Annotated in this window: 12 protein-coding genes; 5 read left to right on the plus strand and 7 right to left on the minus strand. The window is 41.7% G+C overall.

What is annotated here, in order from left to right:
- Position 1 precedes the first annotated feature (1 nt).
- The 4 genes from FHS10_RS16495 to FHS10_RS16510 all read right to left on the minus strand — a co-directional run bounded on the left by FHS10_RS16495 (position 2) and on the right by FHS10_RS16510 (position 5739).
- On the minus strand, positions 2 to 2119 hold the full coding sequence (locus tag FHS10_RS16495; RefSeq protein ID WP_259092512.1) for a DUF4175 family protein: 2118 nt from the start codon (positions 2117 to 2119) through the stop codon (positions 2 to 4).
- On the minus strand, positions 2112 to 3623 hold the full coding sequence (locus FHS10_RS16500) for a BatA domain-containing protein (RefSeq protein ID WP_259092514.1): 1512 nt from the start codon (positions 3621 to 3623) through the stop codon (positions 2112 to 2114). Before FHS10_RS16500 ends, FHS10_RS16495 begins: the two co-directional genes overlap by 8 nt.
- 93 nt (positions 3624 to 3716) lie before the next feature.
- A complete protein-coding gene (locus FHS10_RS16505; protein ID WP_259092516.1) occupies positions 3717 to 4595 on the minus strand; it encodes a DUF58 domain-containing protein in 879 nt (292 codons plus the stop codon).
- 148 nt (positions 4596 to 4743) lie between these two features.
- Entirely contained in the window at positions 4744 to 5739 is a 996-nt protein-coding gene (locus FHS10_RS16510) for an AAA family ATPase (protein WP_259092518.1), read from the minus strand.
- Between the two features lie 164 nt (positions 5740 to 5903).
- On the opposite strand from FHS10_RS16510, the gene FHS10_RS16515 reads away from it, so the two are divergent.
- Positions 5904 to 6530: a DUF4159 domain-containing protein gene (locus FHS10_RS16515; RefSeq protein WP_259092520.1), complete on the plus strand. Its 627-nt coding sequence runs from the start codon at positions 5904 to 5906 to the stop codon at positions 6528 to 6530.
- A gap of 184 nt (positions 6531 to 6714) precedes the next feature.
- On the opposite strand, the gene FHS10_RS16520 is transcribed toward FHS10_RS16515, so the two are convergent.
- Positions 6715 to 7194 carry a hypothetical protein gene (locus FHS10_RS16520; RefSeq protein WP_259092522.1) on the minus strand — a complete coding sequence of 160 codons (480 nt, stop codon included), beginning with the start codon at positions 7192 to 7194 and terminating at the stop codon, positions 6715 to 6717.
- Positions 7195 to 7703: 509 nt separating this feature from the next.
- On the opposite strand from FHS10_RS16520, the gene FHS10_RS16525 reads away from it, so the two are divergent.
- The 4 genes from FHS10_RS16525 (at position 7704) to FHS10_RS16540 (ending at position 12451) form a co-directional block, all read left to right on the plus strand.
- Positions 7704 to 8327, plus strand: a complete 624-nt coding sequence (locus FHS10_RS16525) for an RDD family protein (RefSeq protein ID WP_259092524.1) — start codon at positions 7704 to 7706, stop codon at positions 8325 to 8327.
- A 106-nt stretch (positions 8328 to 8433) separates the two neighbouring features.
- The gene (locus FHS10_RS16530; RefSeq protein ID WP_259092527.1) at positions 8434 to 10068 is read left to right on the plus strand and encodes a TldD/PmbA family protein; all 1635 of its coding nucleotides are present in this window, start codon (positions 8434 to 8436) and stop codon (positions 10066 to 10068) included.
- A gap of 6 nt (positions 10069 to 10074) precedes the next feature.
- Complete coding sequence (locus FHS10_RS16535) at positions 10075 to 11412, plus strand: TldD/PmbA family protein (RefSeq protein WP_259092530.1); 1338 nt, start codon at positions 10075 to 10077, stop codon at positions 11410 to 11412.
- Between the two features lie 142 nt (positions 11413 to 11554).
- Complete coding sequence (locus FHS10_RS16540) at positions 11555 to 12451, plus strand: RpnC/YadD family protein (protein WP_259092531.1); 897 nt, start codon at positions 11555 to 11557, stop codon at positions 12449 to 12451.
- Between the two features lie 257 nt (positions 12452 to 12708).
- Here the strand turns inward: FHS10_RS16540 and FHS10_RS16545 are convergent, their stop codons facing one another.
- Both FHS10_RS16545 and FHS10_RS16550 read right to left on the minus strand, forming a co-directional pair.
- Positions 12709 to 14400 carry a sodium:solute symporter family transporter gene (locus FHS10_RS16545; protein WP_259092535.1) on the minus strand — a complete coding sequence of 564 codons (1692 nt, stop codon included), beginning with the start codon at positions 14398 to 14400 and terminating at the stop codon, positions 12709 to 12711.
- 392 nt (positions 14401 to 14792) lie between these two features.
- Positions 14793 to 15674, minus strand: a complete 882-nt coding sequence (locus FHS10_RS16550) for an inositol oxygenase family protein (protein WP_259092537.1) — start codon at positions 15672 to 15674, stop codon at positions 14793 to 14795.
- Between the last annotated feature and the right edge of the window lie 97 nt (positions 15675 to 15771).

Here is a 15771-nt window from a genome sequence, read left to right on the forward strand (position 1 = left end):
GTTAGTTAACGGTTTTAAGGTTTTTATAATAATCGCGCGATAAGCCCAGATCTGTAGGCGCAACGCCGGCGGCAGGTGTTTTAATCGCATTGATCAATGTTTTTTGAATCGCTTTTTCGACCAAGGCGACGTCAGTTACATTAACTCCTTTTTGATTCGACAAGATTCTGCGCATGGCACTCAAAGCAGGCAAATAGGCTCCCGGCTGCGCAGATGCCTTTAAGCTAAGTTGCTGACTGGCTAAGGCTAACACATGTTTATCTGCATCATTTATTTGTCCTCTGGTTTTTAATTGCTCTAATACGATTACCGCCTTTTTCAGGTTTTCAAACTGATCCGTACCTGGTTTAATATCCTGTTTAAACAAAGGCTGATCTATTTTTGAGAGATCGCCACTTAACCGTTTCTCCATTTTTAAAGCCGGTGGATTATAAGCCGTTTTAGCCACGTAAACCCTTGATTTTTGTTGCAGATCTTTTAGTAAACGCAAGGCCTTGTACTCAAATGGCAAAGCATTCTGGGGTTTATATAGCCGCAATTGCAGTTCGGCTTTCCACATTTCGGTAAGAGTGGCTTTGAGTTGTTTTTTTAATTCGGGGTCAAAAAATTGAGCATCTTCGGCATTGTCATGCTTATCGGTATACTTATCCAATACCACGGCTGCGTTGCCATAATTTTTGATGTCACCTACCGGATCGTTTTTATCATCGGCAGGATTAATGTCCGATTCTGATTCTTCGCCTAAAAACTTACCATAACGCAGGCGCAGCAACTTTTGATCAATACCAAGGTCGTTACTCCGGTTATTAAATTGCTCTACGCTGATGCTGTCTTTATCCTTCAATAAATGTTCGGTATCTACGATGATCTGCCGCTCGCTTCTGAAAAATTCGGGCTTTTGGTTTACGCCGGTCAACATGCCATCCATGCTCAATAGCTGCGCGGTATCCTGTATGGTAACCGTGTATACATCTGTTCGGCTTTGTTGTTGATGGGTATCAGTAGCCTGCACATAAAAATAAAGCTCATCGCCCGGCTCCATCTTTAAATCGGGCAGGTTGATTAGCTTTTGCAAATCGTATTGTGGATGATGACCGACAAAGGAACTTGAAAAATTCAGCTTATACTCTTTAAATTTCACAGCCTCCCCACTTCCTTTGGCAACTGTAGCAAAGATCAATGCGCTACTTACGCCATAATCATCATTAATAGCTGTATTGATATTTATTTTTTGCGCCTCGCCCGCATCTATATACGTATATTGTTTTGGGGTTTTGATTCGGACAACCGGCGGCTGATCTGTAATTACCTGTACCTGGTATAAATCGGATAGCTTGCCATCTACATTTACCTGGTAAAACCCCGGTTTGCTGATCACTTTATTAACCTGCCATTGTGTATTATCAGTATTTTTAAGTTTGATAACCTCTTTATCGTTAAATAGCAAGAATATCTGCTTAACGGCTATATTGGTAGTGATATGCCAGGTTACGGTAGCGCCATCCTCTACATTTAAGATGAATTTATCCTGTTGCCGTGTTGCTTTGCCAGTGTATAATGGTGGCGCAACGTGTACGTTAACAGCAGAAATTTGCGGTAAGATCTTTTCCGGAACAGCTGTTTTTTCTGCAGATAATCTCTTACCATCTGTATAATGAACTTGTTTGGATACGCTGCCAGCTAACCAACTTACTGCTAAAGCTATTGCAAGTAACAGCAGCGCCAGTTTTATTCTTTTGAAAAAGGCTTTATGAGGTAGTGGGATCTCCTGTAATTCAGCTTCAACTTTTTGCAATTGTAAGGTTTCGAGCAGGTTTAATTCTGCCGCAGGTTTTAAAGTGAGCGTGCTGCTTTCTTCAAGTTGCGGATATTGGCGGTTTAGGAAGTTGGCTATCGAAGTGTTACTTATAGCCCAGGTCTTATAAATAAACACAAAAACTAACAAGCTTGCCATAAACACTGGTACTGCCCAAAGTAAGGCGATATGCAGACTGTAGTTTACTATCGTGATAATGACAATAGAGAACGCAGCCGCAAAAAGCACATCGGCAATTAGCTGATATACGATGTACGTTTTGCGTATCGCGCTGATCTTATGTATCCCTGTTTGCTCAGCCATGCTTTACTAAAGGTTTATTTTTATGAACCAGCCATCGTTCTATCAAGAACACAACAACCAATATCAGCCAGAAATAATGCGCCAGATCGGTTTGTTCAATTACCTTACTACTGCTATTATTATGTGCTGACGAAATTATATTTGGCATTAGTTGCCTATGATCAATAGTGTCTCTGTTGCTAATTATAATCCATTTATTATCAGAATTATATAAAATTAAATTCAATAATAACTTAGGAAAATTATCGCTCCAAACCAGGTCGTTCCAGGTGGGATTGAAGTGCGAATAGAAATGATATGAAGTTGATTCTTTAGTTAAAACCGGGTTGCCAAAACCATCAACCCAAAGCGGGGTTGCATTATCATTTGAACTGTTTTTGATGAGCTTATATAAAGCTATTGGTCGCTCCTGCCCGGCTATAGCATATGGCCCATCAGTTTTAATCCACGAGGTGGTATTGACTGCCATTCCTGTCTTGTAGCTAAACATATGAACTCCCTTTTTTATGGGTTCAGTATCAACAGGCTTATCCGCCAACCAAAAGATCCAATCATACCCTCCCTGAATTTGGCTTGAATCGGTATATAGTTTGGTGGTTATTTTACGCTGGCTAAAATTGCCTACTGCCGATAACGCCGCCTTCAGATAAGCGGCATCAGTATTATACTTGTCAGTATAAATAGCTATTTTTAAAGTAGTTGTATCTATTTGTATTAACTTTTGCTTAGCATTTTTAAAACCGACAACCGGGTTGCCATGGTTGATATCAACTGTAAACGGCGATTTAGGATCACCTTCGGATTGGATGATATAGTTGGTAAAATAAGTTCCGGATGGTTTGCTGTTACCTTCAATCACCTTAATAGAATTCGTATTGGTAAACCAGGCACTTTGGATCCATTGGCTTACCGAATCGGCTGGTGTATAGGTTTGCCAGTGCAGGTTAAGTGATACCGATGGTTTGCTCCCGCTAAAATACCTGGATTGGTTTGGGCTGAACAGGTACACCGGGATATTTTCGGGTAGTGTTTTATTCAGCATCGATATCAAACTCCAATAATTTTTTACTCCACGTTCATTTTTTAGTGAAGTATCTGTTAATGCCTTATTTAGTTCAAACTTTGAGAATTTTTGATCAAAAAAATGAAACTCATAGCCACTTTTTGATAAAGAATCGATAACAGGTTTGAATTGATGGTAAGTTTCCGTTAAGTTATCTTTTGGGAGGAGTATCCAGCCTTTTGTAGCGCTTAAAGATTGGTACCGTTGCCATATTGGTGCCGCCAATAAAAAGGCCAGGACGATTAAAAAAAGACACCGAACCAAAAACAACAACACGTCGTTCAGCCTAAAACTACGACTGCTTTTTTGAGCGGCAGCGGTGATCAAAGCGATGCTGCCTACTTTTAAAGTTTTGCCCGGCTTTATATTCCACAGGTGTATAATTACCGGGATACTTACCGCGGCAATAGCAAACAACCATATGGGATTTAAAAACTGCATGCCCGTCCTAAATCCTCCCCTGAAGGGGAGGACTTTTTATTTTGTTAATATATAAATGTCCGTAGCGAGGGGTTTTAAACCCATCACTATCTATTAAAATTTACTTTTGTTGCGTTGAACCAAAAAGTCGCGTAAGGCTTCGTCTAAAGGTTGGGATGTGCTCAGCATCCGGTAATAGATATGTTTGCCTAATAACTGCATCCTGATATCCTCTAAATGAGCTTTAAGTTTTGCCTGGTATTCCGCGGCTTGTTGGACGTTCACATCCACCGTTTCACCTGTTTCCAGGTCCTCTAACGTGGAGTATCCACTAAAATCAAATTCAAGCTCATTTTTGCCCATCAGGTGAAATACTATTACTTCATGTTTCAGGGCTGATAAGGAGTCAAGTAGTCTGCTGATCTCCCCTGCCGACTGGTACATGTCTGTAATAAACACTAATAATTCCTTACGGCCATCCCCGGCAAACAGTTCTTTATAATGGATGGGGTGCGTAAATGTGCCCGATGGTTTTACCTGCTGCAAATGGTATAACAAGCGCTGCAAATGCTGAGGATCAGGTTTGGAAGCCAGCGAAAACAAGCCCCCATCCTCTAAAACATATAAACCAACCGAATCGCCCTGCAAGTTTGATAGCCACGCTAACGAGGCAGCCAGGAAGCGGGCATAATCTATCTTTTTAATGCCGTTATCATCATGGTTCATGGATGCGCTGGCATCCACCAAAAACCTTACAGAAATACTCGTTTCAACCTCCGATTCGCGGATATAGTATCTATCGCTCCGGGCAAACATGCGCCAATCCAGCCATCTTAAATCGTCACCCGGCTGATAGCTGCGATACTGGCTAAATTCCAATCCGGGCCCTTTTACTTTACTTTTGTTAAAGCCATTCATAAAGCCATCAATAACCGTTTTCGCCAGTAATGGCAAATCCTTAATGGTCATTAATACTTTAGGATCAAGCTGCATGTATTTCGGAATTGGGATTTTCGATTTCGGATTTATTTTTTTTGCCGGTGTTTATTACCACCGTCATTGCGAGGTACGAAGCAATCCCTAACTATACAGAGCGAATCTGCAAATCGGGGATTGCTTCGTACCTCGCAATGACGATGAACTATATTGTTTTCGTACGTGATACCACCTTTATCAACTCCTCCGTCACCCTATCCGAAGTTATCCCCTCCGCCTCGGCTTTAAAGTTGGTTAAAATGCGGTGACGTAAAACGGCCGGGGCCATGGCGTGGATGTCTTCCATTAAAACGGCGTACCTCCCTTTAAGCAAGGCCCTTGCTTTGGCTGTTAAGATCAATGCCTGCCCTGCTCTTGGACCTGCTCCCCAGCGTACCCATTCTTTTACGTAATTAACCGTAGTTGTATCCGGGCGGGTAGCGCGGATTACCTGGCTTACATATTTAACCAGGTCTTCGCTGATGGTTACCTGGCGTACTAAAGCCTGTGCCTGGATGATCTCTTCGGCGGTAATTACCGCTTTAATATCTGCTTTTTTAGTACCTGTGGTGCGGTTCAATACTTCAAACTCTTCCTGCTCGGTTGGGTAGCCAATTTTTATCAGCAGTAAAAAGCGATCTAATTGTGCTTCGGGCAGTGGGTATGTACCGGCCTGCTCAATTGGATTTTGCGTAGCGAGGATGAAAAAAGGCTTATCTAAGGGATACGTTTGTCCGCCATAGGTTACCTCAAACTCCTGCATAGCCTCTAACAAGGCCGATTGTGTTTTCGGCGGCGTACGGTTTATTTCATCGGCCAATATAATATTGGCAAACAAGGGGCCTTTATTAAATTTAAAGAAACGTTTACCGGTGGCGTGGTCTTCTTCTAATATCTCGGTGCCGATGATATCTGTAGGCATCAGATCGGGTGTAAACTGTATGCGCCTGAAGGCCAGGTGCAATGCCTGCGACATGGTTTTTACAATGAGTGTTTTGGCTAATCCCGGTACGCCCTCCAGCAAACAATGCCCGCCCGCTAAAAACGCGACAAGCAATTCGTCCAAAATAGCATCCTGCCCAACAATTACCTTCTGGATCTCGGTTTTTAGCTGCGGCAATTTACCAAGCAGCGCTTTTATATTATTTTCGGTCAGTTCCAACTTAAAATACGTTTTTAATGTACCCTCACAATATATTACCCTTTTGAGTAATAACCACTATTTTTTATCAAAAATTAAATAAAGTATCCAAAACTTTACAAGCAATGCAAACAAAAGTAAGTTAAGCAAAAAATATTGTACTAATTTTAAGGTTTTTAATACAGATGGCATTTAGCGGAAAATTCACATTTATGAGGTTAAGTTACCACTCCGGCGATTGGGATACCGATCAGCGGATGCCATCCAATATCCTCAATTCATTATTGGAGTATACTACTATACCAATTGATCAACAAGAAAAAGTGATCCCGCTAAGTAGTGATGAGATCTTTTCATACCCGTTTTGTTACATGAGCGGCCACAAACTGGTGCAATTTGATACCAGGGAACGCACCAATTTTAAAAAGTATGTAGAAAACGGTGGCTTTGTTTTTGTTGACGATTGCAACCACGATATCGACGGCTTGTTTGCCAAATCGTTTGAGGCGCAAATGACCGCGTTATTCGGGCCTACAGCTTTAAAAAAAATCCCCAATAACCATAAGATCTACCATTCCTTCTTTTCGTTTGACAAAGGTCCCCCTACCACCAGTTTTGAACTCAACGGCTGGGGCGACGACCTTGTGCATGATTACCTTAAGGCGATAGAAATAAATGGCCGCATAGCCGTGCTGTACAGCAGCAAGGATTATGGCTGCGAATGGGACTATGATTACCGCAACAAACGCTTCCTGGCAGAGGATAATACCAAATTTGGGGTGAATATCATTATGTACGCGCTGAGTTATTGAATCTTATATAAAGATCAGCCCGAGCCCTCATCGGTTATTTAGCCTATAGTCGGTGTTTCCACCATAGCCATCCAATGTCGTCATAACCTCAATCACCGTTTGCAAAATTCCTGTATGAAGTATTGATAGCTTAACATATTAAAAAAGGCACAAATTCACATGGGCTGCAATTATCACCGAAGCATCAAACATGCTTTTTACAGAGGCTATTGATATCTTTACGTAAATTTTCCAGGTCAGATTCTGCAAGAATTGAATTTTCCCGCCAATATTTAACGCTGATCGGATAAAATTCATCAAGCGTAATTCTTTTATTTAAAAACGAACATGAATTGAGATATACATTGTAAACATGCTTTACATTATATCGCATTTTCTTTTGCTGTGAAATGCTCCATCTTTTATTTAAATCACCTTCCAAGTCGATATTCCCGTAGTTGAACCCTGTTACCCTGGCATAGTCAGAAACATTGTACGCAAAACTTTTGAAATCAAGAGAGTCCAAATTTAATATCCAACCTTTCATAAAAACAGTGTCGTTAGTTTCCCAAGCTTTATCTAAGTAATTCGAATCGTAGTTAAATTTTATAGCTGGATTATTTATGTACCTACAATTCATCAACAGGATAACTATTAACGAGCTGGCAAAAAAACCTTTTTTCATTTTTAATTCTTAAATATTTACCAAAGTAGGCGAAATCCCATTGCCTTCCTTCTATTTTTTCACCCTCTGCATTGCGATCCATAATATGTGAAAATGTATAATTTTTTCATTGTTATCCAATAAAAGGTACAATTTTTTCCGGACAGCCGGTATTCGCAAAATTGATAGGTATAATAGACAGTTCAATATTTGCAGACCTGTAGAAGAACATGGAGCCGACTATTTAGCCTATGGTCAGTGTTTTCACCGCACCATCCCCTGTCGTCGTAACACCAATGTTAGTGTATACCCTTAATACCTTTTTCGCTTTAATTCGACTCTTATCATTTATAAAAGGAAGAAAGCGATGATTGCTCATTAGTTGGATCACGCGTAGCCACGACAAGCATCGGCGTGGTGCGGTAAAAACACCGACCACAGGCTGTATACTATATCTCAGAACTGCTTTTTTTCAATTTTGCTTTTATTCCAATTTTCGTTAATTTCCCAAAACCTAAACGGATCTGTTAATGATAAACGAATATTACATTTTAAAACATGGCAACCAGGAAGGGCCATATACACATACACAGTTGATGGATATGGGCATTGGCTCCACCGATTTTTTGATCTCGCCGTTGGCGGATGGGCCTCAACAAGCTGCAGACCTGCCCGAATTCCGGGAATATTTTATATCAGTGGGCATTTATATGCCTACTCCGCAAAATGTAGCCACTTTTTGGTGGCGGCTGCTGGCTTTTATTATTGATTATATTATTGTTATAGTCGGCCTGGTTATAGGCTTCGGCGCCATTGGCGTTTTTATTGGCTTAACTCACAGATCGGTTGATTTTGAATCACCGGATTTGGATCTCTTTTACCGGGTTTTATTCTTTTTGGCCCTGGTGGCCTATCATTCCACTTTTGAAGCTACAACGATGCAGGGCAGTATTGGCAAATTAATTTGTAAACTTATTGTTGTTGATCCGGATGGCTATCGGTTAACTTTTGGAAAAGCCTTGGCGCGCAATTTTAGTAAATTGCTATCCAGCCTGCTTTGCGGTATTGGCTTTTTAACCATTTTGTGGAACCCCATGAAACAAGCCTGGCATGACCAGGTTGCCAAAACCTATGTGATCAGGAAAGGGCAATAAGAAGCCTGTTTTTTTAACCAATAACCTGTAACAAGAAACTATATTTTTTATCCTACAGAAAATACAAACTCCGCTCATTATATTTAAGAACTAAAACTGACTGACCTTGAAAAGAAAAGATTTCCTTTACCTAACCGGAATGGGCATTAGTGCATCCATGCTTAGCAGGATCCCCGTTTTTGGTTCGCCCGTTTTGCCCGGCCATGATATGAGTCCGGTTGACGTGGCCCTTAAAAAACGAATGGCCGATGTGGTTTTAAATGCCGCCCGTGCCAAAGGCGCTACCTATACCGATGTGCGGATAGGCCGCTACCTTAACCAGTTTGTGGTTACCCGCGAAAACAAAGTTGAAAACATTGTTGATACCCAATCATATGGTATGGGCATCCGTGTTATTGCCAATGGATGCTGGGGATTTGCCGCAACTGATAAACTGGATACCGATAGCATTGCCAAAGCAGCCGAGCTTGCCGTAGCCATCGCCAAAGAGAATGCCCGCATTCAAACCGACCCAGTTCAGCTGGTGGCGCAGAAAGGCCATGGCGAAGTAAGCTGGAAAACACCTATCGAAAGAAATGCTTTTGAGGTACCCATCAAAGAAAAAACCGACCTATTGCTTTCTGTAAATGATGCCGCCATGAAAGGCGGTGCCAATTACGTAAACTCCATCCTGTTTTTAGTTAACGAGCAAAAATACTTTGCATCAACAGATGGTTCTTATATCGACCAGGACATTCATCGCATCTGGCCATTATTCGCAGTTACCAAAATAGATGCCAAAACTGGCAAGTTTGAAACCCGCCAATCCCTGAGCGCTCCACGTGGTATGGGTTATGAATACATGACTCCGCGTGAGAGCGACAAGATCAAAGGTGTAACCACACTTTACAGGGACCGTTACGACATGGTGGAGGATGCCCGCGCGGCCGCCACCCAGGCCGATCAAAAGCTTAAAGCAAAATCTGTTGAAGCCGGTAAATACGATTTGGTTTTAGATCCAAGTCACCTTTGGTTAACCATCCACGAGTCCGTAGGTCACCCTACCGAGCTTGACCGTGTTTTAGGCTATGAAGCCAACTTTGCAGGTACCAGTTTCCTTACTTTAGATAAGTGGGAATCAAAAAAATTCAACTTCGGGAGTAAAAACGTAAACATTGTAGCCGATAAAACACAGGTTGGTTCATTAGGTGCTGTTGGTTACGATGACGAAGGTGTTGAGGCCAAAAAATGGGACATTATTAAAGATGGCGTATTGGTTAATTACCAGGCCATCCGCGATCAGGCCCATATTATTGGGTTAACCGAATCACAAGGATGTTGCTACTCACAAAGCTGGCAGGATGTGCAATTTCAGCGTATGGCCAATATTTCCTTACAGCCGGGTAAAGTACCAATGGGTGTAAACGATATGATCAAAAACGTTGAAAAGGGCATCTACATCATTGGCGATAGCTCATTCTCTATCGATCAGCAGCGCTACAACTTCCAGTTTAGCGGTCAGCTGTATTATGAGATCAAGAACGGCAAAATTGTAGGTATGCTTAACGATGTTGCTTATCAGTCAAATACGCAGGAGTTTTGGAACTCGTGTGCCGCAGTTTGCGATGCCAATGATTACCGTTTAGGCGGGTCATTCTTTGATGGCAAGGGCCAGCCTATGCAGGCCAGCGCGGTATCGCATGGCTCATCAACGGCGTTGTTTAAAGGAGTTAACGTAATTAATACAGCAAGAAAAATCTAAAGATATATGGCTATTTTAACTGAAGATGAATGCCGCGCGATATTAAAAAAAGCGCTTGCCTATTCAAAAGCCGATGAATGCGAGATCAATTTTGGCGGATCAGACTCGGGTAATATCCGTTATGCCCGCAATACCGTGTCAACCAGCGGAGCAGTAAGTTCAACCAGTATGGTTATATCTTCTGCATTTGGCAAAAAATTGGGTGTAGTTACTACCAATGAGTACGACGATGCCTCGGTTGAGAAAGCCGTGCGCCTGTCTGAAGAACTGGCACAGCTTGCACCGGAAAACCCCGAATTTGTTTCCTTTTTAGGGCCGCAAACCTATGCGCCGCGTGCAAAAACGTTTGTGCCGGAAACCGCCGCTATTACGCCCGCCATCCGTACAGATATGGTTGGCCAAAGCCTAAAAATTGCGAAAGACAATAAGCTAATAGCCGCAGGCTACCTTGATAACAGCGCGGGCTTTAGTTCAATAATGAACTCGCATGGGTTGTTTGCCTATAACACCTCTACCAATGTTAATTTTTCGGTAACGCTACGTTCCGAAGATGGTACAGGCTCGGGTTATTCAACCAAAGGCTTTACCGATGTAAGCAAAATGGATACGCTGGCATTTACCAAAATAGCGGCCCAAAAAGCCGCCGGATCAAAAGGCGCTAAAGCTATTGAACCGGGTAAATATACCGTGATATTGGAGCCTGCAGCAGGTATTGTGTTACTGGAGCAACTATACGGCGGTCTTGACGCGCGTAGTGCAGACGAAGGCCGTAGTTTTTTGAGCAAAGCTGGTGGCAAAACCAGGCTTGGCGAAAAAATGGTTGATGAGCGGGTAAACATCTACTCTGACCCATCACATCCCGATTTACCAACCAGCAGTTGGGCCGGCGATGGACAGCCACAAATTAAAAGAAGCTGGATTGAAAAAGGTGTGGTTAAAAACTTTAACTATTCCAGGTACTGGGCGCAAAAACAAGGTGTTAAACCAATACCCAACCCGGATAGCATCATCATGGAAGGTGGCTCGGCCACTTTGGAGGAGCTGATTAAAGGAACAGAAAAAGGTATCCTGGTAACCAGGCTGTGGTACATTCGCCCGGTTGATCCACAAACGCTGCTTTTTACAGGCCTTACCAGGGATGGTACTTTTTATATCGAGAACGGACAGATCAAATTCCCGATCAAAAACTTAAGGTTTAATGAAAGCCCGGTTATTATGCTCAATAACCTTGATGCCTTGGGCATATCAGAACGTACGGTAAGTGGAGAATCCGGGCAAAATGCGTTGATCCCGCCGATGCGAATACGTGACTTTACGTTTACATCGCTATCAGACGCGGTATAACTAATCACAAAATAATTAAAAACAAAGCCCGGACTTTAACAGGCCGGGCTTTGTTTTGAGGTAGTTTATCTACGTATATAAACAACGATGCCGTCGCTTTAGTCAAAATTAACTTTGTCGATCATATTTATATTATTGTTTAATGAGAAGAAAAGACGACATTTTATGGAAAGGTATCCTTGAAGATGTTTTTGATGATTTTTTACGGTTTGTAAATCCGGAAGCGTCGGCTATATTCGATTTAGACAAAGGTTTTGAATTTTTGGATAAAGAATTAGAACAGGTTTTTCCGCCCGAAAATGATGAGTATTCTCCAAGGGTGATTGACAAGCTGGTTAAAGTATTCACCAAAAATGGTAAAGAGGAATGGGTTTTGGTACATGTGGAAGTGCAGAGCCAGTATCAAAAAGATTTTGCCCAACGTATGTATACCTATTTTTACCGGATATTGGATAAATATCAAAAGCCAATAGTTGCCTATGCCATTTTCACCGAAGCCAATACCAAAGAAAGGCCCGATTATTTCGCGATAGATTTTATGGGCACCAGTTTGCGTTATACGTTTAACCCTTATAAAATTGCTAACCAAAACGATGAGACGCTAAAAGCCAGCAACAACCCATTTGCTTTGGTGGTACTTACAGCAAAGACTGCATTTGCCGGCAAAAATCTAAAAAGTAGTACAGAACGTGATGAATTACTGTTGAACTTAAAGCTCAATTTAACCAGGTTACTATTAACCAAGAAAATTGTAAAGGAAAAAATACGGGTGTTAATGAATTTTTTAAGGTTTTACATACGCTTTGAAAATCAGGATATAAATACTAAATTTGAACAACAGGTAGAAATTTTAACCGAAAGGAGTACCACAATGGGAATAGAAGAACTTTTGTTAGACAGGGCCGAGAAAAAGGGTGAGAAAAAAGGCGAAATAAATAGCAGGAAAGATATCGCCCGCGAAATGAAAAAAGATGGCTTCCCTGTTGCCCAGATTGAAAAACTCACCAAACTTTCTGCTGAAGAAATAGAAAAGCTTTAGGTTTAAGGCAATTATGCCGCCTGCCGAATTTTTGTTAACCTTATTCTGGGATACTTTCAGTTAGTTATTATTTATAAGACCCCGAATGCCCACTTCTCTCGGCATCAAGGTAGGCAGGTACCACAATAAAGTTATTTTTGTAGAGAGGCATCATGCGTCTCCCCCTTTACAGAGCCAATATAAAATTTCGCTTAGATTTGTATACGAGAGACACATCACATGTAATGTGCCTCTACAAAAAATCATCCTTAGGCAACCTACCAGAACCTGATATAAATCGCTGATAAAAACAACAGGATCACCCCTATCAATACTACAGATGATGCTTTTAATTTAAACATCCCTTTATCAACCTCGATAGCTTTTGCACTAACAACCGGCCCAGCCAAACTAACGCCTATCATCACCAGGAAGGTGATCAGGAACGACCAGCTCAGGGAGATAAAAAACGGAATTTCCATTTGGCCCTGCGCGTTGGTAAATGCACTGTATAGGATGGTTTCGGGACCGAAAACTTTAACTGCAAACTGGTTGAAAAATACCGAGGATGCAAAGCCGGTCAGGATGCCGATGATAGCGGCTTCGCCGGTGGTGCGTTTCCAAAACATCCCCAACAGGAAGGTTGCCAACACACCCGGACTAACAAAGGCCGAATATTTTTGAACAAAGGTATAACCACCCTCCCCGCTAATGCCCAGCATATCGTTCCAGGTAAAGGCAACGGCTATGATCAGGCTACAGGCAATAGCAATACGACCGGTCCAAACCATATTACGCTCGCTGGCATTTTTGTTCATGTAGTTTTTATAAACATCAAGCGTAAAAATGGTTGAGATACTATTTACCTTACCGGCTATCGAGGCTACTATCGCCGCTGTTAAAACCGCTAACGACAGGCCTTTTAAACCCGAAGGTAAAAACGACAGAATAGCGGAGTAAGCACCGTCTTTTTTCCCATCTACCAGCATTGGCAAATCGCCATGTTTGTACAGTACATAAGCTACAATACCTGGCAGCATAACAATAACGGGCATTAATATTTTTAATAAACTGGCAAACAGGATACCGGTACGCGCGGTGTGCAGGTTGGCCCCCAACGCTCTTTGAGTAATGTATTGGTTACAGCCCCAGTAATTAAGGTTGCTAATCCATTGACCGCCAGCATACATGGCAAAGCCGGGCAAAATGAGGTATTTGCTAATGGTTGCTATCGGGGCGTTATGAGATGGCTTTTTAAAGATGAGGTGAAAATGATCTGGCGAATCTTTCAGCAACAGCTTAAAACCCGTTATGGCGTTTTGCCCAAATCCAAACTTATCGCTCACAATAGTTAAAGAAAGATAGGTAATGGCAAGGCCACCTATGATCAAAACAGCCACCTGCACCACGTCGGTGTAACCAACCACCTGCATGCCACCTAAGGCTATGATCACACCAAATATTGCCAGCCCGATCATTACCTCATGGAAATATCCCCCACCTAATAAACCGTTAATTGCCAAAGCACCTAAATACAGGATAGCAGTAAGGTTGATGAACACATATAAAAACAACCAAAAGATTGACATGGTTAAGGCTACACCATTATTATACCTATTTTTAAGGAATTGAGGCATGGTGTAAATCTTATTTTTGATATACACCGGCATAAAAAACACAGCTACAATAATCAACGCGGCTGCCCCTACCCATTCGTAAATAGCTACAGCTATGCCGGCAAAAAAGCCATCGCCACTCATGCCAATAAATTGCTCGGCAGATATATTTGACGCGATGATGGATGCACCGATGGCCCACCAGGTTAATGAACCTTCGGCCAGGAAAAAGCTGTGCGAACTGGAGTTGGTTTCATTTCTTTTACGGCGATAAACCATGTAACCGTAAACGGCTACCAATAAGAAATAAACAAAAAATACGATTAAATCGCCTACGGAAATGTGATTCAGCATGATTGTTTTTTGTAACGGGAATAGGTTATACCCGGTTCAGGTTTCAAATCTATAAAATAAATTGAATTGGCAGCTGCAAAAGCATTGCTTTAAATGTCAATATAACATTACAATAAGAAGGTTGATTGATGTTTAAAGAAGCATCACAATATCTCATGTCATTGCTTCCATCCTGCTCATGACGTTTTTACAAAACGTTTGTCATCCTGAACGCAGTGAAGGATCTTCTTCGCCTTGAAAGTTTGCGATGAGCAGGGCGAAGAAGATCCTTCGTTCCTGGATGACAAATCTTTTTTTGTAGATTCAGACTTACGAAGTTTTTAAAACTTCGTAAGTCTTTCGCCGCTTAGTCGCAGTTGTATTCCATTAACCTACTCACTATTAAGCTCTTACTAAAACTTTAACGTTGATGGCAGGTATTTTGCCACCAGGTCTTCGTAATACGGGCGTAGTTCTGTCCAGTTTGGTGGCACCGGGCTTTTGCTGTATAAATCGTATGGATTAAACTGGTTAACGGCCTTAAACAACTGATGGTCATGCGGAGTCATCAAATGGCTGTAGGCGTTTTCACGGTGTTGTGGGTAAAATGAGTGATAACGAAGCATGTATAGGGCCTGCTCTGGCAGGTAGGGCTTCATCATATGATAAATGTATTCATCATGCCCCCAGGTCATGTGCACATTATCTAAACCGCAATTGGGTTCGTAAATGCCATATTTAGTGTTGTAGCGGGGATCGTAATAATCCTTGTTATCTTTAAAATATTGTGAGAAAATAATCTTATCAGAAAAAGCGCAACCTACGGGGTAGCTATCTCCTACCACAGCCCACTGTGGTTCGCCAAATAAACAAAGTACCTTACCCAAATCATGAAACAAACCGGTAAGCACCATCCAATCCGGTCTGCCATCACCACGGATAGCTTCAGATGTTTGCAGTAGGTGTTGTAACTGATCGAGATCGGTATCCGGATCAGAATCATCTACCAGCTGATTTAAAAAATCAAATGCATCCCAAACCGACATTTCCTTTTTGTCAAAAGTTAAATACTGCGCCTTTTTCTGGATTACAAAATCATAGGTTTGGTTAATGTGTTGCAGGCGATAAAACTCCCTTACGGTATCTTTTAAATTGTTTTCATAATCGCGATAAGCCTCAGTATCGCGGCCCGCGGCAATAGAATCAGCATCGGGATAACGATCTAACAGATCATCTTCCCAGTCGTCAAGTGAATTTAAAGGTCCCTGGTTGTTTGTGTTGCTCAACTCGCTCATAACATGAAATTTTAGGCGGATATGTAATTGGTAAACAATCCTTTGTTAATGTGTTATCCAAATTTCTTTATTAAAACCATCACATTTATTAAAACCA

The organism is Mucilaginibacter dorajii (genome assembly GCF_024808255.1).
In the GTDB taxonomy this organism is placed as follows: domain Bacteria; phylum Bacteroidota; class Bacteroidia; order Sphingobacteriales; family Sphingobacteriaceae; genus Mucilaginibacter; species Mucilaginibacter dorajii.

Coding starts and splice junctions, on each gene's coding strand:
- FHS10_RS16525 (WP_259092524.1), top strand. CDS start 7,704: ATGATAAACGAATATTACATTTTAAAACATGGCAACCAGGAAGGGCCA.
- FHS10_RS16535 (WP_259092530.1), top strand. CDS start 10,075: ATGGCTATTTTAACTGAAGATGAATGCCGCGCGATATTAAAAAAAGCG.
- FHS10_RS16515 (WP_259092520.1), top strand. CDS start 5,904: ATGGCATTTAGCGGAAAATTCACATTTATGAGGTTAAGTTACCACTCC.
- FHS10_RS16540 (WP_259092531.1), top strand. CDS start 11,555: ATGAGAAGAAAAGACGACATTTTATGGAAAGGTATCCTTGAAGATGTT.
- FHS10_RS16495 (WP_259092512.1), bottom strand. CDS start 2,119: ATGGCTGAGCAAACAGGGATACATAAGATCAGCGCGATACGCAAAACG.
- FHS10_RS16505 (WP_259092516.1), bottom strand. CDS start 4,595: ATGCAGCTTGATCCTAAAGTATTAATGACCATTAAGGATTTGCCATTA.
- FHS10_RS16550 (WP_259092537.1), bottom strand. CDS start 15,674: ATGAGCGAGTTGAGCAACACAAACAACCAGGGACCTTTAAATTCACTT.
- FHS10_RS16545 (WP_259092535.1), bottom strand. CDS start 14,400: ATGCTGAATCACATTTCCGTAGGCGATTTAATCGTATTTTTTGTTTAT.
- FHS10_RS16520 (WP_259092522.1), bottom strand. CDS start 7,194: ATGAAAAAAGGTTTTTTTGCCAGCTCGTTAATAGTTATCCTGTTGATG.
- FHS10_RS16500 (WP_259092514.1), bottom strand. CDS start 3,623: ATGCAGTTTTTAAATCCCATATGGTTGTTTGCTATTGCCGCGGTAAGT.